At 47.1% G+C, this 22,046-nt stretch carries 21 protein-coding genes; 14 read left to right on the forward strand and 7 right to left on the reverse strand.

Annotated features, from left to right (window positions below; translation table 11 throughout):
* Positions 1 to 7: 7 nt before the first annotated feature.
* Both PTW35_RS24520 and PTW35_RS24525 read right to left on the reverse strand, forming a co-directional pair.
* A complete protein-coding gene (locus tag PTW35_RS24520) occupies positions 8 to 964 on the reverse strand; it encodes a DmsE family decaheme c-type cytochrome (protein ID WP_281027863.1) in 957 nt (318 codons plus the stop codon).
* 55 nt (positions 965 to 1,019) lie between these two features.
* Positions 1,020 to 3,212, reverse strand: coding sequence for an OmcA/MtrC family decaheme c-type cytochrome (locus tag PTW35_RS24525; protein ID WP_281027864.1), 2,193 nt, complete (start codon positions 3,210 to 3,212; stop codon positions 1,020 to 1,022).
* A 735-nt stretch (positions 3,213 to 3,947) separates the two neighbouring features.
* On the opposite strand from PTW35_RS24525, the gene PTW35_RS24530 reads away from it, so the two are divergent.
* A complete protein-coding gene (locus PTW35_RS24530) occupies positions 3,948 to 4,565 on the forward strand; it encodes a c-type cytochrome (protein WP_281027865.1) in 618 nt (205 codons plus the stop codon).
* 14 nt (positions 4,566 to 4,579) lie between these two features.
* A complete protein-coding gene (locus tag PTW35_RS24535; protein WP_281027866.1) occupies positions 4,580 to 5,149 on the forward strand; it encodes a NapC/NirT family cytochrome c in 570 nt (189 codons plus the stop codon).
* Between the two features lie 40 nt (positions 5,150 to 5,189).
* Here the strand turns inward: PTW35_RS24535 and hppD are convergent, their stop codons facing one another.
* Positions 5,190 to 6,269, reverse strand: a complete 1,080-nt coding sequence (gene hppD / locus PTW35_RS24540) for a 4-hydroxyphenylpyruvate dioxygenase (RefSeq protein WP_281027867.1) — start codon at positions 6,267 to 6,269, stop codon at positions 5,190 to 5,192.
* A gap of 265 nt (positions 6,270 to 6,534) precedes the next feature.
* Here hppD and PTW35_RS24545 point away from each other — a divergent pair, with 265 nt between their 5' ends.
* On the forward strand, positions 6,535 to 7,506 hold the full coding sequence (locus tag PTW35_RS24545; RefSeq protein WP_281027868.1) for a CHAD domain-containing protein: 972 nt from the start codon (positions 6,535 to 6,537) through the stop codon (positions 7,504 to 7,506).
* Between the two features lie 74 nt (positions 7,507 to 7,580).
* On the opposite strand, the gene PTW35_RS24550 is transcribed toward PTW35_RS24545, so the two are convergent.
* A complete protein-coding gene (locus tag PTW35_RS24550) occupies positions 7,581 to 8,063 on the reverse strand; it encodes a glutathione peroxidase (RefSeq protein WP_281027869.1) in 483 nt (160 codons plus the stop codon).
* 125 nt (positions 8,064 to 8,188) lie between these two features.
* Between PTW35_RS24550 and PTW35_RS24555 the strand changes: the two genes are divergently transcribed.
* Positions 8,189 to 8,737 carry a hypothetical protein gene (locus tag PTW35_RS24555; RefSeq protein ID WP_281027870.1) on the forward strand — a complete coding sequence of 183 codons (549 nt, stop codon included), beginning with the start codon at positions 8,189 to 8,191 and terminating at the stop codon, positions 8,735 to 8,737.
* Between the two features lie 292 nt (positions 8,738 to 9,029).
* On the opposite strand, the gene PTW35_RS24560 is transcribed toward PTW35_RS24555, so the two are convergent.
* From PTW35_RS24560 to PTW35_RS24570, 3 genes are all read right to left on the reverse strand, one after another.
* Complete coding sequence (locus PTW35_RS24560; RefSeq protein WP_281027871.1) at positions 9,030 to 10,049, reverse strand: adenosine deaminase; 1,020 nt, start codon at positions 10,047 to 10,049, stop codon at positions 9,030 to 9,032.
* A 182-nt stretch (positions 10,050 to 10,231) separates the two neighbouring features.
* Positions 10,232 to 10,510 (reverse strand): hypothetical protein, encoded by a 279-nt coding sequence (locus PTW35_RS24565; RefSeq protein ID WP_281027872.1) that lies wholly within the window; start codon positions 10,508 to 10,510, stop codon positions 10,232 to 10,234.
* Between the two features lie 231 nt (positions 10,511 to 10,741).
* Complete coding sequence (locus PTW35_RS24570) at positions 10,742 to 11,515, reverse strand: hypothetical protein (protein WP_281027873.1); 774 nt, start codon at positions 11,513 to 11,515, stop codon at positions 10,742 to 10,744.
* A gap of 238 nt (positions 11,516 to 11,753) precedes the next feature.
* Between PTW35_RS24570 and PTW35_RS24575 the strand changes: the two genes are divergently transcribed.
* The 10 genes from PTW35_RS24575 to PTW35_RS24620 all read left to right on the forward strand — a co-directional run bounded on the left by PTW35_RS24575 (position 11,754) and on the right by PTW35_RS24620 (position 21,953).
* Positions 11,754 to 12,656, forward strand: a complete 903-nt coding sequence (locus tag PTW35_RS24575; protein WP_281027874.1) for a LysR substrate-binding domain-containing protein — start codon at positions 11,754 to 11,756, stop codon at positions 12,654 to 12,656.
* Between the two features lie 295 nt (positions 12,657 to 12,951).
* Positions 12,952 to 13,614, forward strand: a complete 663-nt coding sequence (locus tag PTW35_RS24580; protein ID WP_281027875.1) for a cysteine hydrolase — start codon at positions 12,952 to 12,954, stop codon at positions 13,612 to 13,614.
* A 9-nt stretch (positions 13,615 to 13,623) separates the two neighbouring features.
* On the forward strand, positions 13,624 to 14,472 hold the full coding sequence (locus PTW35_RS24585) for a DUF2877 domain-containing protein (RefSeq protein WP_281027876.1): 849 nt from the start codon (positions 13,624 to 13,626) through the stop codon (positions 14,470 to 14,472).
* Positions 14,473 to 14,497: 25 nt separating this feature from the next.
* On the forward strand, positions 14,498 to 16,051 hold the full coding sequence (gene fdrA / locus PTW35_RS24590; protein WP_281027877.1) for an acyl-CoA synthetase FdrA: 1,554 nt from the start codon (positions 14,498 to 14,500) through the stop codon (positions 16,049 to 16,051).
* Positions 16,052 to 16,064: 13 nt separating this feature from the next.
* Positions 16,065 to 17,477, forward strand: a complete 1,413-nt coding sequence (locus PTW35_RS24595; protein WP_281027878.1) for a DUF1116 domain-containing protein — start codon at positions 16,065 to 16,067, stop codon at positions 17,475 to 17,477.
* A gap of 9 nt (positions 17,478 to 17,486) precedes the next feature.
* Positions 17,487 to 18,443: a carbamate kinase gene (arcC, locus tag PTW35_RS24600; RefSeq protein ID WP_281027879.1), complete on the forward strand. Its 957-nt coding sequence runs from the start codon at positions 17,487 to 17,489 to the stop codon at positions 18,441 to 18,443.
* 49 nt (positions 18,444 to 18,492) lie between these two features.
* A complete protein-coding gene (locus PTW35_RS24605) occupies positions 18,493 to 18,891 on the forward strand; it encodes a glutamyl-tRNA amidotransferase (RefSeq protein ID WP_281027880.1) in 399 nt (132 codons plus the stop codon).
* Between the two features lie 76 nt (positions 18,892 to 18,967).
* The gene (locus PTW35_RS24610) at positions 18,968 to 20,224 is read left to right on the forward strand and encodes a cytosine permease (protein WP_281027881.1); all 1,257 of its coding nucleotides are present in this window, start codon (positions 18,968 to 18,970) and stop codon (positions 20,222 to 20,224) included.
* Positions 20,225 to 20,881: 657 nt separating this feature from the next.
* Positions 20,882 to 21,316 (forward strand): hypothetical protein, encoded by a 435-nt coding sequence (locus tag PTW35_RS24615; RefSeq protein ID WP_281027882.1) that lies wholly within the window; start codon positions 20,882 to 20,884, stop codon positions 21,314 to 21,316.
* Positions 21,317 to 21,488: 172 nt separating this feature from the next.
* A complete protein-coding gene (locus PTW35_RS24620; RefSeq protein WP_281027883.1) occupies positions 21,489 to 21,953 on the forward strand; it encodes a hypothetical protein in 465 nt (154 codons plus the stop codon).
* Positions 21,954 to 22,046 lie beyond the last annotated feature (93 nt).

The following is a 22,046-nucleotide window of genomic DNA, read 5'->3' on the forward strand; positions in this document are numbered from 1 at the left end:
ACTCTCCTTAGTATCTCAATGCGCTTCCACGAGGGTGGTTGGAGCCGTGGACCTGGTTATGACAGTTCATACAGCTTCCGCCCCGCACTCGCAGATCATTCTCTGGGATATCAACATTGGCGTGAGGCACCTTGTGACAATCCTGACACAACTGAGGAAGGCGCTTGTCCAGCATTCCGCTGTTGATCGAACCATGCGGGTTGTGACACAAGGTACAGTCTTCCGTCACCGGCTCATGCTCCCACAAGAACGGACCACGCTTTTCGGCATGGCAGTCATAGCAGGTTTCGTTGATCGACGAGAAGTTCAGGCTGTACTCATTCACCGTCTGGTGCGGATCGTGACAGCTCGAACACTGCATATCACCGTTTAGGATCGGGTGGCTGGTGCGTTTGTGGAGATCCGATTTTGTTTTCGAGTGACACGAGGTACAGGTTTCAACCTGTAGCTTCGGCGTCATCATAGGATCATCCTTCTGGTGAACCTTATGACAGCTCGAACAAGACAGATCTTCAAACGCGTGCTCGCTGCTGTGCCAGGCCGATCGGCTTGAATCGGTATGACACGACAGACACACGCTGTTCTGCTTCTCCGGTGACACTGGTGAATTCGGGCCGAATGTGATCATCGGCTCGCGCATCTGACCCCGGCGAGGGTTTCGAGGGTGGTTGTCAGCCGGACCATGACAAGCTTCACATTGCTTGTCGCTCATCGGCCCATGCTTGTTGGCCGCCATTCCGTGAATGTTGTCAAAAATTCCAGTCGCAGGTTTTTCAGACTGATCGTCATGACAACGCATACAGCCATCAGCCCCCTGGCGGGAATATTTGCCATCACTGAACTTCTGATCCAACACCGCCTCGATCTCTTCACGAGGATCAACATCTGCGGCATGCACCGACGCAACCATGCCCACCAACGCAAGCATCACCGCTACGAGCCACCGCTGAATTGTTGTATTCATTAGAGTTTCCTATTTTCCAACAGTTATCCGGGGGCATGCCCCCGGATAAGCTCACTTAACGGTAGTCGTAGATGTTATGGACACGATCAACGCCGGCTTCCTGACCAACCGCGTGACACGATGCACACTGCTCAGTACCGGTAGCTTCTTCGGCGGTATCTGCCGCAAACACCGCGCCATTACGCAGCATGTGGCTGATAGCTTGATCACCGGCAGCAGGGCTGCTGGTGTTTACCTTGCCCAATGCAGACTCCAAGTGACAGCTACCACAAGTCACCAAGGCCGGGCTGAAGTACTTCGCTTCGCCACCAACATTGATCGCCGATGGACGGGCGTTCTGTTGATTTGGCAGGTTATACTGCTCAGCGGTGTGACACGACTCACAGTTGTTCAGGGCGCCAGGGAAGTCAGAACCGCCTTCGCGTTTCGAACCAAAGGCATGGAACGAGTGAACATGGTATTTCAGATCGCCAGGGATCCCATCGTACCAAGAGACACGCTCCGCATTGTGACAGCTTGCACATTGGTACAGCTCCGTCGCAGCATGGCTTTCCAAGTGGATGGTGAAGCCTTCGTGACAGGTCGAACACAGTTCCTTTTCAGCGCCAAAGACAAACTGGTGATTGTCGCTAAAACCACTCTGGTCAAACGATGCTGTCGTGGTATTGGCTGCAATCAGGCCGCGGTTATTGATGTTTTCAAAATCAGTAAACGAAGCACATTCTTTCAGCTCACCACTACGGCGATCGGCACACAGCGGCATCTCTGCAACCGATACGGTCAAGATAGAACCGGCTTCAGGCTGCTTGTCGTCTTCACCGAAAGTTTTGCTACAGCTAAACCACCCATTGCCTTCCGCGGTACACGCATCGCTGGCGAGGTTAATGGTATTTGCCGCAACAAAGTTCAGCGGTGACGAATAACCGATTTCTGCACCCTGACCATTATCCCAGTTGATCAGCAAGTAAGCCTTACCAGTCTTGATAAATGGAGTCAGTTCCGACATCGCTTCGATACCGCGACCATCTAGCATGACGCGAGCACGTACATGGTAGGTCGAAGCAGAGAAGCTGGCTTCTTCGATAGTAACATCGACCAAGTCGCGCGCCATCACCAGGTTGTCAAGGCGTCCCAGGTGGACACTGCGTGCACTGCGCGCGGCATCGGAACCATCGTCTTCATACGGCTTGTGACACCCGGTACAGGTAGGCCTATTCCAGTCCGTACCAAGACGACCTGGGTGGGCAGAACTACCGGCTTGGCTGCCTTCAGCAGAAGAATCACGGTACAGGTGACAGGTTTCACAAGTCTGCTGGCTCGGATGCTCGAACCAGTTGTTGGCATCCGGTGTTTTCTCCGACACGTCGTTGTGGCAGGTGGTACAGTTGCGCGCATCCTGTGGGAACGGGCTGCCAACGACAACAGGGTTGCCTTCTTCGTCTACGACCGGCTCTTTATCGCTACCAACCTGGAAGATGTTACCGTGTTTCTGGTGCACAATCGCCGACAATGGGCGACGGCTAGGCGCGGCACCCGGGTTACTGTCGTTGTGACAAGCAGCACAAACCGCGAAATTGTTATCAATCGCACGATAGCCTGACGAGTGATAAAGAGGTTCACCCATGTGGCAGCTTTCACAGTTTTCATATTCGATAATGTTTCTCGACACCGTTTCCACTGCCGCGGATGGGTCAGGTACCCACTCATGGACATGGGTAAAGCCATAGCCCTGCTCGCCGTAGGCCATCACGATGCGGTGCAGCTTGTCGGCATCCCAGGCAATAAAGCCTTCGTTATCAGCAGAGTCCGGGATATGCGGATCAACCACTTTGAGGATATCCGGAATAGCAAAGGTGTAAGAATACCCCCCATCCTTTTGTTCCAGCACCCCATCAGTAACCCGCTCCATACCGGCTTTACTGTTGGAGCTACTAGAGTGGTGGAAGCTCTTCCAGTAACTGTTGCCATCGCGCTCACCACCACTGCGCTGAGGCATCGCCTTCATTACCGCAATTCTGAAGTCTTTATTCAAATCGAACTGGTACGGCTGGCCAAACCCGTCATTGACGGTAAAGTCGACCACCAGTTTCGTCTCACCGGTTTCTAGAGTCTTCAGCTTCGGTGTGCTGACATTGACCGTGAAGTCACCTTGTATCGGTGGCGGCGTATTTTGATCTTTTTTGTCTGTATTACATGCTGCAAGCAAGCCACATAGCAATACAACCCACATTGCTTTTAGTATCTTCATCTTCTGTTCCTTGATGAGGATTTATTCTTATTGGACTAAATGGGCACTAATATCTCTATCCAAGCAGCAATGGTACCGACCTCATTACGACATCCGATGAACAATCCAACCGCAAGAACCTAAGCGAAAACATAATCAACAACGTGCATATCAATAATCAACAAAGTAAGCCTAAAAATAAAAGATTACCTATATGCAAAATGTATCAATGGCTATTCATAGATACCTTGCAGATGAAACATTCTAATATCAAGTTCGAAAATTTGATCTTTGTCTCATTCGCCACCGCTTTTATAAATATAAATCAGCGCCCCTGAATAATTTATTTTTTTAACTGTTCACTATAACGACCACCCTCCCCTAACAGCTTAAAAATAATATGTCAAGCACGGAGTTAGTGACCTTCAACCCAAAGGTACACATTTCCCGTGCAACAACCTTAAGGGTTATAAAACAGCAAGTTACATAGCAAAGGTCATAAACCAGCATCTGGTATATATGTTATTTATCAATAAGATAGAGCAGATCTTGTATTTCACAAATCTGTCATATCGTATGTTGATATATATCCAAAACATATAAAACAGATAAATTATTAGCACTTAAATGCTCGTGATAATAATCAGCCAAAATGCAAACTAACCCTTAATGATTATTTACAATTTATCATAACCACACTTTTCCTGTTAGAATATAATAAATTTGAAAATAATTGTTGCTGCGGAGTTTGCTTGTATGTCGTTTTTAACAAAAACAAAAAAAACAGCTTTATTAATTGCTCTATCTTCTAGTTTCATTGCATTTAACGCCCACGCTCTTTCAGATGAACTGATCCAGAGCTGTGAGTCTTGCCACGGCCCTGCAGGGGTCAGTACTCAAACTGATATTCCAACGATTGCCGGTATCCCTGAGTGGAACCTGAGCGATCAAATGATGCAGTATTTAGATGGCAGACCAGCCAAAACGGTTAACTATGTTCATGGCGATACCAGCAAGACAGATGACATGGCTACCATTGTTGAATCACTTAGCGAAGATCAGATTGAAGCTCTAGCCGCTCATTATGCCGAACTACCTTTTGTCCGCGCTCAGCAGCCTTTCGATGCCGATCTAGCAGCTATGGGTAAAGAGCTTCACGACAAGAGCTGTGCTCGCTGCCACGCTGACGGCGGAAGTGACCCATTTGATGAAGCCTCTATTCTTGCGGGCCAGAAAAAAGGCTACCTATTGGCTAGTATGATGGAATACAAAAATGGCCAGCGCGATGCTGACAAGAGCATGGTTGACGCTATCAAGGCCATGAGCGATGACGACATCAAAGCTGTAGTTGAATACTACGCTAGCTACCAATAATAGAGGGAAGCACCTTGAGTAACCCTCAACAAAAAAAGGGCTTATGGAGTAAGCCCAGCAAAAAATGGCTACTGGGTATTCCGCTTGGTGGCATCCTAGCTTTTATTTTGGGAGCCTTTGCTTTAGGTGGTTTCCACTACGGCATGACCTACACCAATAACAATGATTTCTGTTATGGCTGTCATGTTGGCATGGATACTATCGTTGAAGAGTATGAAGCGTCACCACACTTTACCAATACCAAAGGGGTGGTAGCTGCGACCTGTAGCGACTGTCACGTTCCTCAGGAGTTTTTCCCGAAAATGGCACTCAAAATTGGTGCTAGTGTCGACATCATTCATATGATCACCGGAAAAATTAACCTTGAGAACTTTGAATCGGAGCACCGCCCTCGCCTTGCCGAGAAGGTCACTCACGAGTTCAAGGAAAATGACTCTAAACAGTGCCGCTATTGTCATGATGTGACGCAAATGGACTTTGAAAATCAATCTCGCAACGCGTCACGACGCCACCAGACAATGGAAGCACGTGGCCTGACATGTATTGATTGTCACGCAGGTATTGCCCACAAGCTACCAGAATAAAAATAATAACGCCTCTGAGGAAACTCAGAGGTGTTTTCTTTCAACTCTCATCATCCTGCACCAATACACCACGGCGTATCTGATCTAGCTCTATGGATTCAAACAAGGCTTGGAAATTACCTTCACCAAAACCTTCGTTGCCTTTACGCTGAATGATTTCGAAGAACACTGGGCCAATTACTGTATCAGTAAAGATTTGCAATAAAGTACCCGTTTCATCGCCGTCTATCAGTATCTTCAGCTGATTGAGCTTGGCGACATCTTCATGGTGACCGGGCAAGCGCTGGTTGATCCCCTCATAATAGGTATCGGGCGTATCCATGAATATTAATCCGCCCGCCTTCAGTTTTGATACGGTTGCAAAGATATCATCGGTACTCATAGCAATATGCTGGATCCCTTCACCATTATATTGGTCCAGGTATTCTGCTATCTGGGATTTATCATCACGGGATTCATTGATCGGGATCCGGATTTTTCCGCACGGGGCGGTCATCGCTCGCGACAGCAGGCCTGTCATTTTGCCCTTTATATCAAAATGTCTAATTTCTCGAAAATTGGCAATACGCTCGTAAAAACTTGCCCATAAATCCATGTTTCCCTGTTTGACATTATGGGTAAGGTGGTCAATCACAAGCAGACCGGCATCTCGCTCTTGCATTCGAGCTTGGTAGTCAGGATAAAAATCAAAATCTATATCATAGATGTTGCTCTCGCCGTATCGGTCTACCAAATAGATCAACGATTCGCCAATTCCATAGACAGCCGGAATATTCAACTCCATCGGGCCAGCCTGCGGGGGACATGCGGTTGCGCCTTTTGCTACAGCGTAGGCCAACGCTTTGACAGAGTCGGCAACCCGAAATGCCATCGCATTGACGCTCGCACCGTGAACCCCAGCAAAGCCTGCGGCTTGCGAGTGTCGTTCCCCATTGACGATAAAATTGATATCACCTTGGCGGTATAGCCAGACAGATTTGTGCTTGTGCTTGGCCACTTCGGCAAAACCCATATCATGAAAAAGTTGTTTTAGGTTTGCGATCCCTTCGGGGGTTGGGGCGGTATATTCCACAAACTCAAAGCCATCTGTCCCTAGTGGGTTCTCAATCATCTTCATCATCCTTATCTGCTTAAAATCAATGCGGTCAATGACCTTATCTAAAGAATTAGCAGCTCTCTAAATGGATGAGAAATTCGTGCTGCAAACCATGTTGCAAAACTGTAAAATGACTTTGTAAACCCAACTTGCCAACCACATCTTTACCTAGACGCGAGCTTGCCGTCTCAGTTTTTGTTTTGTTCTGATTTGCCAGTGAGACTTTGCTTGTCTCATCACCAAAGAGGAAATTTAACACTACAGTTATTACTGAAGGAGGGTATGTGTTATGACAGTGACAAAGCGGGATCAGCTCAAGCTACCGAAACGAAAGAAACCAGCGGTACAACTCTCTCCTGAAGTAGAAATTTACCTACCTACTTACCACTTTCTCGTCAATGAGTTCGAACATGCCAGAAAGCATGAGCTGGGTATTATCCGTGATGATCACGAAGAGTTTATTCATCAATACCGCGTTGCGCTGAGAAGAAGCCGTGCGCTGATCAGCCTACTGAAGCCGCTGTTCCACCGCCAGGAGAAGGACATACTAAAAGAAAACTTGAAACAGCTGATGCAGCACACCAACTTGATGCGAGACCTGGATGTGTTCTTGTTGAACATGGAGCAGTACTTTTCGCTGCTTGATCATCAGCACCACAAAGGGTTGACTCGCTTCTTTGATGATCTCCAGTCACAACGAACAAAGTCGCTCAAATACCTAAAAGATTGGCTAAAGTCAGGAACATACGAATCATCGTGCAAGCAAGTACTGGCCCAGCTAGATAGGATGCGGGCCAATCCGACCGTTGAAGGCCAACTAGGAAGCAAAGCGACAGCACATAGCTTTCTCTGGCACCAATTCAAGCAGATCGAAAGCCAGTGCCATAACATTGATGCCAACAGCAATGATGCCATCATTCATCAACTCCGTATCGACTGTAAAAAATTCCGCTATTTACTGGAATATTTTTCCCCGCTTTTATCAACGATTAATATCGAACAACAAGTTGCCCAACTGAAAGTGCTGCAGGATCAACTCGGCAACTTTAATGACTCTTCTGTCCAACTGGCTTTTTTCAATCGCTACCTCACCGAGCAAAAACAAAAAAGTGGTCGTTACAAAGCCATTGAGGAGCTCATTGATATTTATGGCAGTTACCATACTCAGGCCAAGCAATCTACGGTCGATCAACTCATTCAGTTCAGACAACCCAAAAGCCTTGATCTCTACTACACCCTTTACCAAGAGCCATCCGTTTAGTTCTTAGATGAGTGTGCTAGCCCACATGGTGAACCTATGAGCTACCACAAATTGAATTTACATGGGCAAACTGCCTATCGTCCAAGCGCCCTGACGATGTCTTTTTCTATCGCCTCCGGCGTTTTCGTTGGCGCATAGCGCTTCACGGGCTTGCCGTCACGACCGATCAAAAACTTAGTAAAATTCCATTTTATCTTCTTGCCCATCAAGCCCGGTAAGGCACTGGTAAGGTATTTGAACACCTCGTGGCTGTCAGGCCCATTCACATCTACCTTTTCGAACATCGGAAAGCTGACCCCATAGTTGAGCTGGCATACTTGCTCTATCTCAGTATTCGCTCCTGGCTCCTGTCCACCAAACTGGTTGCACGGAAAACCAAGGATCACTAAGCCTTTTTCCTGGTATTTATCAAATAACTCCTGCAAACCCTTGTACTGTGGCGTAAAGCCACATTCGCTTGCGGTATTGACCACCAGCACCACCTTCCCGGCAAACTCACTCATATCCACACTATCGCCGTTGATTCTGTTGGCAGATAACTCATAAAAGCCTGACATAACTTTTCCCTCTAGATGAATAGGACATTGCATATATCCCGTTATCTATAGTCTAAGTGAATGATTTAGAAAGTTAGCTCTAATTTTCGTATACTGGCTATAGCGCTTTTTACCTATAACTCAGTATGAAACCATTACGACACTTATTGAACGAATTTGGCTTTGAACAACTCCCGTTTAGTCATACCGAACGCGAATTTGCTGACGGCTTCGTCGATTTCCGCTCGGACTTTTTCCTCAGTGTTTGCCAGCAAAAGCAAGAGAAAACCCAGCATGCTCTTGCGCTTGGCTTATTCACCCAGTCCATCCAGCAAGCCCAGGGGGAATTTAAGGCAACTCAAAGCAAAATTGCAGAAATGGATGCCCTATTCGAGCAGCATGTTGGTAAACAGCATGCCCAGAAGTTCCACACCATGAATGAAGTAGAAGTCACAGCCATCGCCAAAATATGGTTCCTCTGTCAGGGATGTAACGGCATAGACTTCAGCTACGCCAATGATCACGCCACCGAGATCAGCCAGCAGCTCGCTGCCAATCATGCTCAGCAAGCTGAAATCATCCGCCAGCAGTTCATGCAATGCTATTATATTGGTGTTGATCACGCTCACACTATTAAGCCGAAAACCAATTGGTTATTAACATTGCAGAAAGCCGTAAAATCACTGTTTGACTGAGTTGCCACGCCAGCAAGGCGAAGTACCATGCGATGATTTTGACACCAAGGCGGGAATTACCCCTTTAAAATCAAAGGGTCTTGGACAATATCCCTGCGCGGATAAAAAATTTGATTATGTAGTCTATGCTAACTATCTCAACAAAAAGAGAATTAACAAAACAACATACAACTTTTACATAACCGATCGTTGCACGTTTTTCACCCGGATCGTATGATTCTCGCACTTCAAATATGTTGTTCCTTAATCGATTTATTGCTACGCCTATCATGGACTTGATAGGCGTTTTTTTTTAGATAACCGGCCGGAACTGGATTTCCAGATAATGATCTAATTTCTGTTGAAGCTGCTGTTTCCTCTCGGCACTCAAAAAACTTGCCCTGATCGCATTTTCACTCATCTGTGCGACTTCCTGTTTAGTCAAATCGAACGCTTTAGCAACAGCCAAAAAGTTATCATTGAGGTAGCCACCAAAGTAAGCGGGATCATCTGAATTGATCGTGACCAGCACTCCCTGTCTAATCAGCTGGATAATATTATGAGAGCCGATATCTTCGAACACTTTGAGCTTCACATTGGATAACGGGCACACCGTCAGTGGAAGCTGATGCGAGGCTAAATATGCCACCAGCTTGGGGTCATCGCTGCACCGTACGCCATGATCGATCCGATCAACTTTAAGTGCTTCGATCGCCTCCCAGATATACTCTGCCGTGCCTTCCTCTCCGGCATGAGCGACCGTTCTAAAACCGGTGTTCCTTGCCATAGCAAATACCCGCTCAAACTTTTGCGGCGGATTGCCCAGCTCTGACGAATCCAGCCCCACAGCGATAATATCGTCTCGATAGGATATCGCTTGCTTGAGGGTCTCTATGGCGTCCTCTTCCGGCAAATCCCGTAAGAAGCACATAATCAAGCCTGATGAGACGCCCAGACAAGCTTCGCCATCTGCCAGGGCGCGGATGATCCCTTCGATCACGGTTTCAAAAGCGACACCGTTTTGACTATGGGTTTGGGGATCAAAGAAAACCTCAGTGTGGAGAATATGTTCTTTCTTGCAGCGTTCTAGGTACGCATAAGTGAGGTCGTAAAAGTCTTGTTCGGTTCGCAGTACTGCCGCACCTTGGTAGTAAAGCTTGAGAAAAGCTTGAAGATCATCAAACTGATAAGCCGCTTTGAGTGACTCAACTGAGGAAAAGGGAAGTGCCACATTGTTCCGCTCGGCCAACGCGAGCATCAACTCTGGCTCAAGAGTGCCTTCAAGGTGAAGATGCAGTTCAACTTTAGGTAGCCCACTAATAAAGCCTTTCATCACACGCCTCCATATAAAGAGCAAGTCACCTTACCCTTTATATCCAAGTCGCTTCAGAGACTTGGTTGAACCAAGCCAACTCGCCCTTTAGGAGCTCATCCGCTTGAAGACACTTGGATATACATGAAAGTAGTGTAGTTAAACTTGAGGTCTTCCCCAAGTCATGGAGCGAGCCGTTATATTCAGTATCGCTGCCACTGTCCACGCATCATTAATCCGCCGATAGCCATCATGGCGATACCACTACTGAGCAGCAATTGGTATTTATGCTTGATTTCCGTTGCCGCATAGTCGGGGCTAAAAGTATGAAAATAATCCCCTCCCCCCGCAGAAATAAAAGTGCTCATATTGGAAACAACCTGTGTCTGTCCAATCATTCCGCTGATGGTGATGAAGCCAAAAATCAAAGAAACACTACCAATAAGTAGCGAAATAAATCCCCAAGTACGTTTTGTGTCCATTTCTAGCCTGATTTTTTTATTTTGTTTATATATTAAGACGTCTGACGCCCAGTAGAACTTAACATAACGCGTAGTAATAAAATTATCAGGCTCTATTGATAATTTTGTGGACAAGCATCAAATAAAGACTATGAATGGTTACAACCCAAAGCAGTTATGTAGACAATAACGGTGCGGAAACCAACACCAGCCAGTAGATGCTCAGTACTCATCATCCGCAGGTATTGCGCGCTATTCAGTCAAGTCAGTATCCACCCAGTACTTCGATCCTGAGATATTGGCATCAAGCAACAAGCCTTTCTCGCCAATTTGGTAAATGGCCATACCGCCATTGTATTTGGCGGCCAGCTCGGCGCTTTCAGTCCCCGCCACAACGCCTGCTTCCGAAGTTGCCTCCCAGCCTTCGGTCACAAAGCCCTCAAAGGTTTGTTGGTCTTCGAAGAAAATCACTTGCTGGTAGAATTTCCCCCCCAAGCCAACGGCCAACCCGGCACCAAACATCTTCATGTAAGTGTGTTTGTCCGTTTCGCGATTAACAGCCACTCCCGCGCCCTGGTTGGTATGGAGCATAAGAGAAAATTTCCGCGAATCAAAAACGGCATAGCCATAGGCGCTATCAAACAGCAATTTGGCTGAAGGCTGCTCGTTGAATAGGCGCACTAAAGCGGTATCGGCCATGGTATCCAAGGCCAGGCGAGCCTCTTCCGGGGTTTCAGGCTCAAGCATCTCATCCAACTTGGCATCGGCCACGTCCAGCCACTCTTTGCTTTTCTCGATAGAGGCGTCCGTCCACTCGCCCGCCGTGTTATAGGCATCCTCACCCCACTCCGAGACAGAATCCCAAGTCTCCTTGGAGAAATCCGACACGGAATCCCAGGCTTCTCTAGAGCCCTTGCCCACTTCCTCGCCAAGTTTAGAGGCAGCGTCTTTGATCTCATCCCAGCCAGCATGGGCTGGGGCTGCAGTAGCTAGTACTAATGCAATAATTAGCGTTTTATATTTCATTCTTTCCTCCTAGCCCATCATTAATAGTAGCCCCTGTTCCATCTGTAACAACAAGGCTATCAGGGTGAATATGGAACATTGACTAAGAAAGCAGTGTAAAGAAGGTGTTGATATGGAGAAACTAATTCTGCTTTTATTAGGTTCAAGTTGTGATGTTTAACTTACAGGTGCACTCATGACATTGATTACCATACTCAAAAACATATAATTTTATCATCATCGCTATTCGGATATCAGCATGCCCCTGTCTAAAGACGCGCTAAAAACCATTCATGTCATCGCCAAATCAGGCAGCTTTGCTGTTGCCGCAGAGCGACTCAGTCGCGTACCTTCAGCCGTTAGCTATACAGTAAAAAAAATGGAGGAAGAACTCGGCTTTCCATTGTTTGACCGAACCGGTCGGCAGGTGAAGCTTACGCCTGCGGGGCAATACTTTATCGACCAAAGCCAATGGATGCTTGATTCTTACGAAGAGTTAGTTCGCAACACAGCCATGATCAGTACGGGGGTTGATATATCATTTTCGATAGCGATCAATAATATTATCAATCGTGAAGGCCTCATTGATTTAATTGAACAACTAAATGAGCAGTTTCCCTCGACCCAGATTTCAATCAAAACTGAAGTCTACAACGGCTGTTGGGATGCGTTATACGATCGGCGGGCTGACTTGGTCATTGGTGCACCACACTCAGCACCAAAGATGGAAGGAATTATCTACCATTCCATCGGTAACATTGAATGGGACTTCATCGTCGCGCAGAGTCATCCACTAGCAAGTCAAATAACTGTATTAACGGCAGAGCAGTTACGGTATTACCCCGCCATTGTCGTCAAAGACACCTCACAGCACATCTCACCGCAAGATACCTGGTCCCTCACGGGGCAGAAAATTATTTATGCCCCGGAGTTAACAACCGCGATTAAGATGATTGAACGTGGTGTCGGAATTGGCTATATCCCCCATCACCGTATAAAGCACTTACTAGACCAAGGAACTGTCATTAAGAAAGCCATTGTCGAGCATAAACAGCCGACACAGCTTTTTTATGCCTGGCACGCCAACCGTGAGAGCCCTGTGTTGAACTGGTGTATCGAATACTTGATGCAGCCAGAAAAAACCGGCCAGTGGTGCCGCTAAAATGGCGCGCCAACGCCGTGATCCAGTTCCGATTTTCAGCCTTTCAAGTCAATAAAAAGCTGAAATAACACATCAGTTTTTTCGATGTCAGCAAAAAAACTGTGATTTCCCGCGACTCTAGGCCATCAAACGCCATAATAATGTGATGAGTCACACATCTATGTCTGACTCATCAAAATCTTTGATTTCAGAGGTCTAATTTACTCACTTTTTTAATTAGTCACGGCTGGATAATATCAGTCCTGTGCTAACCACCAAGAGTTAGCCTGACCCAATAATTAAAGGTTATTGAACTATGACTAGAACATTTAATGCCGAACCCTTTGCCCTCGATTTTACTCCTGAAACAACTGCTTTGGTTGTCATTGACATGCAACGTGACTTTGTTGAACCCGGCGGGTTTGGTGAAGCACTCGGTAATGATGTGTCGCTGGTTCGCTCTGCCATTGAGCCTTGCGGCAAAGTACTACAAGCAGCACGCGATGCTGGAATGATGGTTATTCATACTCGTGAAGGTCACCGTGCCGACCTTAGCGACTGCCCGCCAGCAAAACTAACGCGTGGTGGCAAAACTTTCATTGGCGAAACCGGTCCAAAAGGTCGTATTCTTATTCGAGGCGAAGAAGGCCATGATATTATTCCAGAACTCTATCCTATCACTGGCGAGCCTATTATCGATAAGCCAGGTAAAGGGGCTTTCTACCAAACTGACCTTCACCTTATTCTGCAAAACCACAATATCAAAACCCTGATTGTTTGTGGTGTAACAACCGAAGTCTGTGTTAACACGACAGTGCGCGAAGCCAATGACCGCGGTTATGAGTGCATCATTCCCGAAGATTGTGTGGGTTCTTATTTCCCTGAGTTTCAAAAATATGCACTCGAAATGATCAAAGCGCAGGGTGCAATTTTCGGTTGGGTATCTAACGCGGAAAATATTATCGAGGGCCTAAAATAAGCTGCAGACATGATCCTTGCGCTTACTAAGGGATACCTTTGCCCAACTCTGTCATTCAATGGCAAAGTACACAGCGTCTTTAAGCGGTCGGTAAATATAGCCACAGATCAAAAAGAGACACCTTTGGTATCCCTACTCGACGACACATTACCTGAGACCCCAACAGCCTATCAGTGCAATTGGGGGGCACAAAAAAACTTAATGGCAATGGTAAATGTGGGTGACACCGTATTTATGCGAGGAGGTATTATACGCTTTAGCTCTCCTTCATCGCTGGCAATAAATACTCTAGCTGCCACAGACTGGTCACAGGCGCCACCTTTACCACAAATAAATAAAGAGAGAATTAAAGATAATATTCTCATCGCAGAGAAAGTTTTGGTAAAACATATTTCAAAAAACGAAATACAGCCACTATCTTCTGTTGATGAATATATTTGTCACCTAGGTTTAAACACACCTAAATGTATTGGCTCTTTCTCAGAAACACTTGTTGAAAACATCGGTTATGGTATAGGACTCACCCCTTCCGGTGATGACTTTCTGATCGGCGTTATAGCCGTGCTGGCCAGCATACAGAAATTAAACCCTACAGCTGGCGTAGCCTACCAACGTTTGCAAAAGCAAGTACCACAAGGTATTGCGAAGACGACAGATATCAGCGCTCACTATTTATCACTGGCACTATCACAGCATTTTTCAAAGCCAGTGCAATGGCTGATTTATTACTTATTTACGGCAACAGAGATACCAACAATTGAAGCAACAATAACAACCAACCTCAATATTGGTTCAAGTTCTGGTGCCGATACGGTTGCAGGCATCGTGTACTGCATAAAGAAATTATTACTGAGTTAACAAGTTAAAACTGACTGGTATTAATATGGTTATTAAATATAAAACGTTTGAAAATCTCTATCAGGACTCTGTTTCCCTGATGCAGATTTCAGCCAGCCTTAATACAACTGATGGCATCGAAGAAGCTTCAGTCGTTATGGGAACCGAAGCCAACTTATCCCGCATGGCTGATGCTGGTTTTGGTACAGACATTGCAGCCAAACCCAACGACCTCGTCATTGCAGTTAGAGGTAACGACAAAGCCTGTGATGAAGCCATCGAGCACGCACAAAAAGCCCTAACAGCCAAACCCGATACCGCCAACGATGGCCAGCAGTTCTCGCAAACTCTCACCAGTTTTGCGCTTGGTTTAGAGCATCACCCCGATGCCAACCTCGCGCTGATCTCCGTACCTGGCGAATATGCGGCGGCAGAAGCGATGAAAGCACTGAACCTTGGCCTAAATGTCATGATGTTCAGTGACAATGTCTCGCTCAATGATGAAAAACGTATCAAGCAGCTAGCGCAACAGAAAGAATTAATGGTGATGGGCCCAGACTGTGGAACCGCCATTATTAACGGTATTCCACTTGGTTTTGCCAACGTTGTCCGTCGTGGTGCCATTGGCGTAGTCGCGGCATCAGGTACTGGATTACAGGAAGCAACATGCCGTATTCATCAACTGGGTGAAGGGGTATCCCAAGCCTTGGGGACTGGCGGCCATGACCTACACCAGGAAGTCGGTGGGATTTCTATGTTACACGGCCTGCAAGCACTGGCCGACGATGAAGAAACGCAAGTTATTGTATTGATATCTAAGCCACCAGCAAAAGCGATTGCCGAGAGTATCTTGTCAACCGCATCGCAAATAGATAAACCCGTTGTCGTTCACTTCCTTGGTGCCAGCAAAACGGAATCTACACCAAGCAATGTATATTTCGCTGACTCACTGGCACACTCTGCTGATGTTGCTGTCGCTATTCTTGGCAACCAAGCAATCCCACAAGCCACTGCGCAAACACAAAGCAGTGTAAAAGCATGTGAACCACAGTTGGCAAAACGGCAAACCCAGCTTTCAGTAACCCAGCGTTACATCAGAGGTGTATTTGCTGGCGGTACCTTCTGTTATGAAGCACAGCTTATCGCAGCTAAGTATGGCATTGTCGCACACTCAAATACCCCAACTAAGCACAACAGCTTGCTTGAAGATGTCTGGCACAGCCAACAACACACCATTGTTGACCTCGGTGATGACGACTTCACCCAGGGCCGTCCGCATCCAATGATCGACCCAAGCTTGCGCAACCAGCGCATTCTTCAAGACGCTCAGGACCCCAATACTGCAGTTGTACTGTTTGATGTTGTTCTCGGTTACGGAGCCTCTGAGCAACCTTTGTCTGAACTCCTTGCCATCATTGAGCAAATCAACAGTGAACAGGCCACTCCGCCAGCCTTTATCGCCCATGTTTGTGGTACCGAACAGGATCCCCAATCACGCGAATTGATCCGTCATTCATTGGCAGATGCTGGTGTCTTGGTGGCTAACAATAATGCTGATGCTGCACATCTCGCCGCTCACCTTGTCTCTCAACTTGGCTAATTAGGTAATTCCAATGAAAGCACTTTTCACTCAAAAGCTTACGGTCCTTAATGCCGGTCTCGCGAGCTTTGCCTCTAACATTGAACGTGCCGGTGGTGAGGCTATTGCCATGAATTGGCAACCACCAGCAGGTGGCGACCGTGACGGCGGTCTCGCCCTTGCGAGTCTACTAAACCAGCCTGAGGTTGAGCAGGCAAACCAAACGGCGATGGATCGTTACCTCGCCGCCCAACCAATGCTAGTGGATGTCATGCATGCCGGTGAGGCAATACCAGCACTGGCAGAGCAGAAACTGATCTTACACGCTGGCCCTCCAATTGCTTGGCATGACATGTGCGGTCCTGTTCAGGGCGCTATATTAGGTGCCATTTTATTCGAGAAGTGGGCTGAAAACCTTGAACAAGCAGAAACACTTATCCTCAATGGGGAAATCACCTTTGAACCCTGTCACCACTATGATGCCGTTGGGCCAATGGCAGGCATAATCAGCCGCTCTATGCCGCTATGGGTCGTTGAAAATCCAGCGCATAACAACGAACGCGTATACAGCAACTTCAACGAAGGTCTTGGTAAAGTATTACGTTTTGGTGCGAATAGTGAAGCCGTTATTGAGCGCCTTGAATGGATGGGGGCTGAGCTTGCCCAAGCCATGAAAGCCATGCTGCTACAGTCTGGTCCCATTGAACTAAAGCCAATTATGGCTCAAGCGCTACACATGGGTGATGAAGTCCATAACCGCAATGCAGCAGCAACGGGTTTATTGCTAAAACAGCTGGTGCCCGCGCTACTAAGCTCCTCACTACCACAGGAACAGATACAGCGTGCCGTTGGTTTTATTACAGCCAATGACCATTTCTTCCTCAACCTCTCGATGGCAGCGTGTAAAAGTATGCTTAAGGCCGCCGAGAATGTGCCAAACAGTACCATGGTAACCGTTATGGCGCGTAACGGTGTCAATTTCGGTATCCGTCTTTCTGGTACAGGCAACACATGGTTCCAAGCCCCGGCGAACCCAGTTGATGGGCTTTTCTTCCCGGGTTACGGCGTCGACGATGCTGCCGCTGATTTGGGCGATAGTGCCATTACTGAAACAGCCGGTGTTGGCGGTTTCGCTATGGCTTCCTCGCCAGCCATCGTGAAATTTGTTGGCGGTACACCAGCTGATGCGACAAACAACAGCCGCTCAATGCAAACCATCACGCTAGGAGGCAACCCGGCCTTCACACTCCCGGCACTTAACTTTGCGCCTACGGCTGCAGGTATTGATGCTCGCAAGGTGGTCGATCATTCCGTACTGCCAATTATCAATACGGGTATTGCTCACAAACAGGCAGGTGTGGGCCAGATTGGGGCCGGTATCACCACCGCGCCGATGCAATGCTTTGTTGATGCATTACGCTCACTCGCACCCCACCACTACCGCTAGGAGTCAGATATGAATAAGAAACCCTTAGCCGTTGTGGCTTTTGGCGGTAATGCCCTAATTGACGATAACGCACATTGCTCTATTCAGGATCAATACCAAACGGTGACCAATAACGTTGGTTATCTGGTGGATTTAATCGAACGAGGCTGGGACTTAGTGCTAACCCACGGCAATGGCCCGCAAGTCGGTTTTATTCTGCGTCGCTCAGAGCTAGCTGCCCATGAAGTGGATCCGGTACCTGTCGACTATGCCGTTGGTGATACCCAAGGCGCAATCGGCTACATGTTCCAGAAAGCGCTATGCAATGAATTACAGCGCCGTGGGCTTACTCGCCCAGTTGTCACATTAGTCACCCAAACTCGGGTTGAGCCTAATGATCCTGCTTTCCTGGCACCGAATAAGCCCATCGGTTCGTTTATGGATAAGGCTACCGCTGAGAAATACGCTGATGAGCTGGATTGGTTCATTATGGAAGACGCTGGTCGAGGGTGGCGACGCTGTGTTGCTAGCCCAAGCCCACAAGAAGTGATTGAAATCGATAGTATCAAAACCTTGTTGAACTGCGGTTCACTGGTCATTGCCGCAGGAGGTGGTGGCATTCCGGTTGAACGAAATGAAAGTGGCGATCTGATTGGTGTCGAAGCCGTGATAGACAAAGACGTTGCGTCCGCCTTGCTTGCCAAAGAATTACAGGCCGACATGCTGATCATTCCTACAGGTGTCGAGAAAGTCGCCATCAACTTTGGTACACCCGAGCAGCAGTGGCTAGATCACCTCACACCTACCGACGCTAAAGTACTCAGTGAACAGGGCCAATTTGGTGAAGGCTCAATGAAACCGAAAGTCGATGCACTGCTGCAGTTCCTTGAAGGCAACCCCGATGGTGCTGGCGTAATAACCAAAGCCAGTACATTAATCCAAGCCATTGATAGTAAGACAGGTACCTGGATTCGCAACCACAACTAATTCAACTTGGCTCGGCATGACCGGGCCACTTTTTAACGGAGTACACCTTATGTCAAACACAACCCTTTTAGCCGTAAATGGCACTTTGATGCGCGGCCTTGAACTTAATCCAAACCTTACTAATGTCGGTGGGAAGTTCATCCGTGAAGACAAAACCGACAGCCACTATCGGCTATGGTCAATCAATGATGTCCACCCTGCGATGATCCGCACCAGCGAAGCAAACAACAGTGTTGATCTCGAAGTCTGGGAACTGCCGATGGAAGCCTTCGCTTCTGTACTGAGTAATGAGCCTGCGGGTCTGTCTATTGGCAAGGTGATATTGGCTGATGGAACGGAAGTACTTGGAGTACTTGGTGAACCTTGGCTGGTTAAGGGCATGCATGAAATCACCGCGACTGGAGGCTGGCGCAACTATATCCGAACCCAAGCAGTGATAGAAAAATAAAAAAACTTCAAATCAGAACGTTATTGCCCATGAACATCTTAAACCGAATTAATTCGTGAACGAAAGGCGTAATCATATGAGTAGTAGAAATAAAACGGATTTATCCAATACTGCCTCCGGCTTCCAAATTGCAATGATCCTGCTCGGAATACTTGTTACACCGGTTTTGCTGGCTTCCTCGAGCTTGGGCAGCCAGCTAACATTAGGCACAGCGGCTGCTGTGATCACCGTGGGCAGTATTATCTTAACCGTGCTCGCTGTGATCAACATATCAATCGGTGAAAAAGCACGCTTACCCACCTACGGTATCGTGAAATACTCCTTTGGCAGCAAAGGGGCAACGGCCATCAATATTATCATGGCCATCAGCCTCTTTGGCTGGATAGCAGTGACTGCCAATATGTTTGGACATAGCGTGCATGATCTTCTTGCTACCCAGCTCAACCTTGAACTACCGGTCCCTGTTATCGTTGCATTTGGCTGTGTTATCTTCGTCGCTTCTACCGCATTTGGTTTCGAAGCACTGGGTAAAGTGTCGAAGTTTGCCGTGCCAATCATCGCCCTGCTAATGTTTGTGATCTTATACTTGGCACTTAACAGTTCAGTTCCTGTGGCAGAGAAACTCAGCAGTTTAAGCTTCGGTGCCGCGGTATCCTCTGTGGTGGGTACCATTATTGTTCTGGTCGCTACTTCACCAGACTTTGGTAGCTTCGTCCACAACCGTAAACATGCCGTGCTCGCTGGTACCCTTACGTTTGGTTTGGCTTACCCGGTATTGTTCTTAGTCGGTGCAGTTCCAGGCTCTATGACCTCGGAAGGCTCACTGTTGGCAGCAATGGCTGTAATCGGCACAACCCTACCCGCTGCTATTCTGTTGGTTTTCGCCTGCATCACGGGTAATGCCGGCAACATGTTCCAAGGCACGCTTGTCGTTTCGACTCTATTCTCCCAGTACCCTAAATGGAAGATCACTGTAGTGCTAGGTATTCTTGCTACTATGGTCGGTAGTATGGATATCCTGGCATGGTTTATTCCATTCCTGTTATTCCTTGGCATTGCAACCCCACCGATTTCTGGGATCTACATTGCTGACTACTTTATCAATCGCCGTAAAGGCTACGACGAAGCAAGTCTGGAAAACGACCCTGCAATTAAGCCATCCACGTTTATTGCCTGGGGGCTGGGTTCGTTGGTTGGCTTTTGCACTGTCAACGGCTGGTTCACTTTAACAGGCATCCCTTCTTTAGATTCAATTCTTGTCGCGTCACTTGGGTACTTCCTGTTCTCTCGAGTTGGTACTTCCAAAAATAAACTGGAAGCCAAAAAGGCATAATAGACCAAATACCCCTTATCTATAACGATTAATTCAGACTCCCTTGGCAAAGCCGAGGGAGTCTTTTTCTTGTTTGAAAGCATATGATTTTATTCATATAAGTCCAATCTTAAAGTCGTTGTTTAACTCACTTTTTGGACATGAACTGTGTTAGCTCTTAATCTCAAACTGCACAGCTCCCCGACTTACAACTGACTTTGTGATACCCACAAAGACGCTTACTAACGAGAAACACTGAGCACTGCGGCCTTAGGGAAACTCAATGATGCCTATACCCAAGCTACTTCAAGATGCAGGTTCAGCGAGAATTTATAAGCTTGTATACAAGGCATTGTTTTAAAGATCTAGTGGCTCTAAATCGAAAAACAATAACGACGTATACAAGTTTAGAAAACTCGCCCTACGGGAGGGTATCAGCCCACCCACTCCTGCGTTGAAGCTTTTTGAAAGGGAATGCCATTCCTACAAACCTTCGCCTTGGATTGAATAGGCCGATGACCCTCTGAATCCAGCACCTTGAAGTAACTTGGGTATAGCACCTCCCCCCTTTATCCTTTTAAAAGCAGCCATTCAGATAAAAGTGACATCAATCATTGTCAACAAGGTATAACTAATATAGCATCAACTAAATAAGCAAAATCTAATTTAGCAAAGTAAATGGAGAAGTGGCAGATGTTCATGATAGAGCTGAATGATACAGGCTGGAGATACTGGCTGATAACGGCTGTACTGCTTAGCTACGGAGTAATCACCGATCCGATGGGATTTGTGTTTGCTATAGGCCTGACCGTCATTCATCTACTCCACTTTGTCATCAACAAACGGAGTATTACCGCATTTCCGATACAGGTTCGATTCTGGTACTTGTCGTTGCTATTGTTGGCACAGTTCGAGGGGCTGGCTTGGATATATTGGATCCCGACGATAGGCACTTGGGCCCAGGTACTATTTGGATACTGCGCCATGGCGCGTCTTGTTTCACTGTTGCCCTGGAATCGCAATGAACATTTTTCAATTGCTCTGCTCAAACGAACATTACTTGCCCGCCCAGTTAAAGGCAGCATCAAGCAAAAGGTTGCTACTGATAGTTAATCGACCGAGGGGCTGACAAAGGGATCGGAGTCTGAACCCTTTGTCCTATGATCGCTGCCAGTAGTTTTGTGTTGCTTGGCCTAATATCCCTCCACTTCGGCCCATTTCCCAACGGCCATGTGTTAGCATGCATATTACAACCTGTTATTTAGCTGGAGGGAGCTAGTTATCGATGAACAAGATACTTTTTCTAATCACAGGCCTGTTGACCTTTACATGTCCAGTTATTGCCGATGACTTTATGACTATAGATGCATCAGAAAACCCGCTGTTCCAAGCCATTATTGAGCCAGTCAGAGTCGGTCACGGTCATGAACAAAGAAGTACTTTTGTAATCAACATGGAAGATTCTGCCACCTTTAAACTGGGGGATGACGGTGCAGATAACAGCACAATATTCGTGACACGTTCGGATATACCTGACAAAGATTATACTGTCTTTCTTGACACCTCCGTAATATTTGCAAATGACGAGACAATGGGATTTAACCGCTCAGTCCAGAAACTGTCAACGCGATTACCTTTGTCTGATGGCGAGCGCATAAGGATCGGTGGAAACCGGATGATTACCGAACAAGATGGTGTCACCAGCGAAGTCGTTACTGAAGTGTGGTTTACCTTAAATAAGTCTGGGTGATTCAATAGAAGGAGTACGGAGCAAGAAACATTGTTAGCCGAATACCCAATATTACATACAAAAACGCCGACAAATCACGTCGGCGTTTTATCA

Source organism: Photobacterium sp. DA100, assembly GCF_029223585.1.
Taxonomy (GTDB): Bacteria; Pseudomonadota; Gammaproteobacteria; order Enterobacterales; family Vibrionaceae; genus Photobacterium.

Bases quoted from the DNA above. Each gene is read 5' to 3' on its own strand.
- fdrA (WP_281027877.1), top strand. From the start codon at position 14,498: ATGGTTATTAAATATAAAACGTTTGAAAATCTCTATCAGGACTCTGTT.
- PTW35_RS24585 (WP_281027876.1), top strand. From the start codon at position 13,624: ATGATCCTTGCGCTTACTAAGGGATACCTTTGCCCAACTCTGTCATTC.
- PTW35_RS24560 (WP_281027871.1), bottom strand. From the start codon at position 10,049: ATGAAAGGCTTTATTAGTGGGCTACCTAAAGTTGAACTGCATCTTCAC.
- PTW35_RS24545 (WP_281027868.1), top strand. From the start codon at position 6,535: ATGACAGTGACAAAGCGGGATCAGCTCAAGCTACCGAAACGAAAGAAA.
- PTW35_RS24525 (WP_281027864.1), bottom strand. From the start codon at position 3,212: ATGAAGATACTAAAAGCAATGTGGGTTGTATTGCTATGTGGCTTGCTT.
- PTW35_RS24550 (WP_281027869.1), bottom strand. From the start codon at position 8,063: ATGTCAGGCTTTTATGAGTTATCTGCCAACAGAATCAACGGCGATAGT.
- PTW35_RS24610 (WP_281027881.1), top strand. From the start codon at position 18,968: ATGAGTAGTAGAAATAAAACGGATTTATCCAATACTGCCTCCGGCTTC.
- PTW35_RS24620 (WP_281027883.1), top strand. From the start codon at position 21,489: ATGAACAAGATACTTTTTCTAATCACAGGCCTGTTGACCTTTACATGT.
- PTW35_RS24615 (WP_281027882.1), top strand. From the start codon at position 20,882: ATGGAGAAGTGGCAGATGTTCATGATAGAGCTGAATGATACAGGCTGG.
- PTW35_RS24565 (WP_281027872.1), bottom strand. From the start codon at position 10,510: ATGGACACAAAACGTACTTGGGGATTTATTTCGCTACTTATTGGTAGT.
- PTW35_RS24595 (WP_281027878.1), top strand. From the start codon at position 16,065: ATGAAAGCACTTTTCACTCAAAAGCTTACGGTCCTTAATGCCGGTCTC.
- PTW35_RS24605 (WP_281027880.1), top strand. From the start codon at position 18,493: ATGTCAAACACAACCCTTTTAGCCGTAAATGGCACTTTGATGCGCGGC.
- hppD (WP_281027867.1), bottom strand. From the start codon at position 6,269: ATGATGAAGATGATTGAGAACCCACTAGGGACAGATGGCTTTGAGTTT.
- PTW35_RS24555 (WP_281027870.1), top strand. From the start codon at position 8,189: ATGAAACCATTACGACACTTATTGAACGAATTTGGCTTTGAACAACTC.
- arcC (WP_281027879.1), top strand. From the start codon at position 17,487: ATGAATAAGAAACCCTTAGCCGTTGTGGCTTTTGGCGGTAATGCCCTA.
- PTW35_RS24575 (WP_281027874.1), top strand. From the start codon at position 11,754: ATGCCCCTGTCTAAAGACGCGCTAAAAACCATTCATGTCATCGCCAAA.
- PTW35_RS24570 (WP_281027873.1), bottom strand. From the start codon at position 11,515: ATGAAATATAAAACGCTAATTATTGCATTAGTACTAGCTACTGCAGCC.
- PTW35_RS24530 (WP_281027865.1), top strand. From the start codon at position 3,948: ATGTCGTTTTTAACAAAAACAAAAAAAACAGCTTTATTAATTGCTCTA.
- PTW35_RS24520 (WP_281027863.1), bottom strand. From the start codon at position 964: ATGAATACAACAATTCAGCGGTGGCTCGTAGCGGTGATGCTTGCGTTG.
- PTW35_RS24580 (WP_281027875.1), top strand. From the start codon at position 12,952: ATGACTAGAACATTTAATGCCGAACCCTTTGCCCTCGATTTTACTCCT.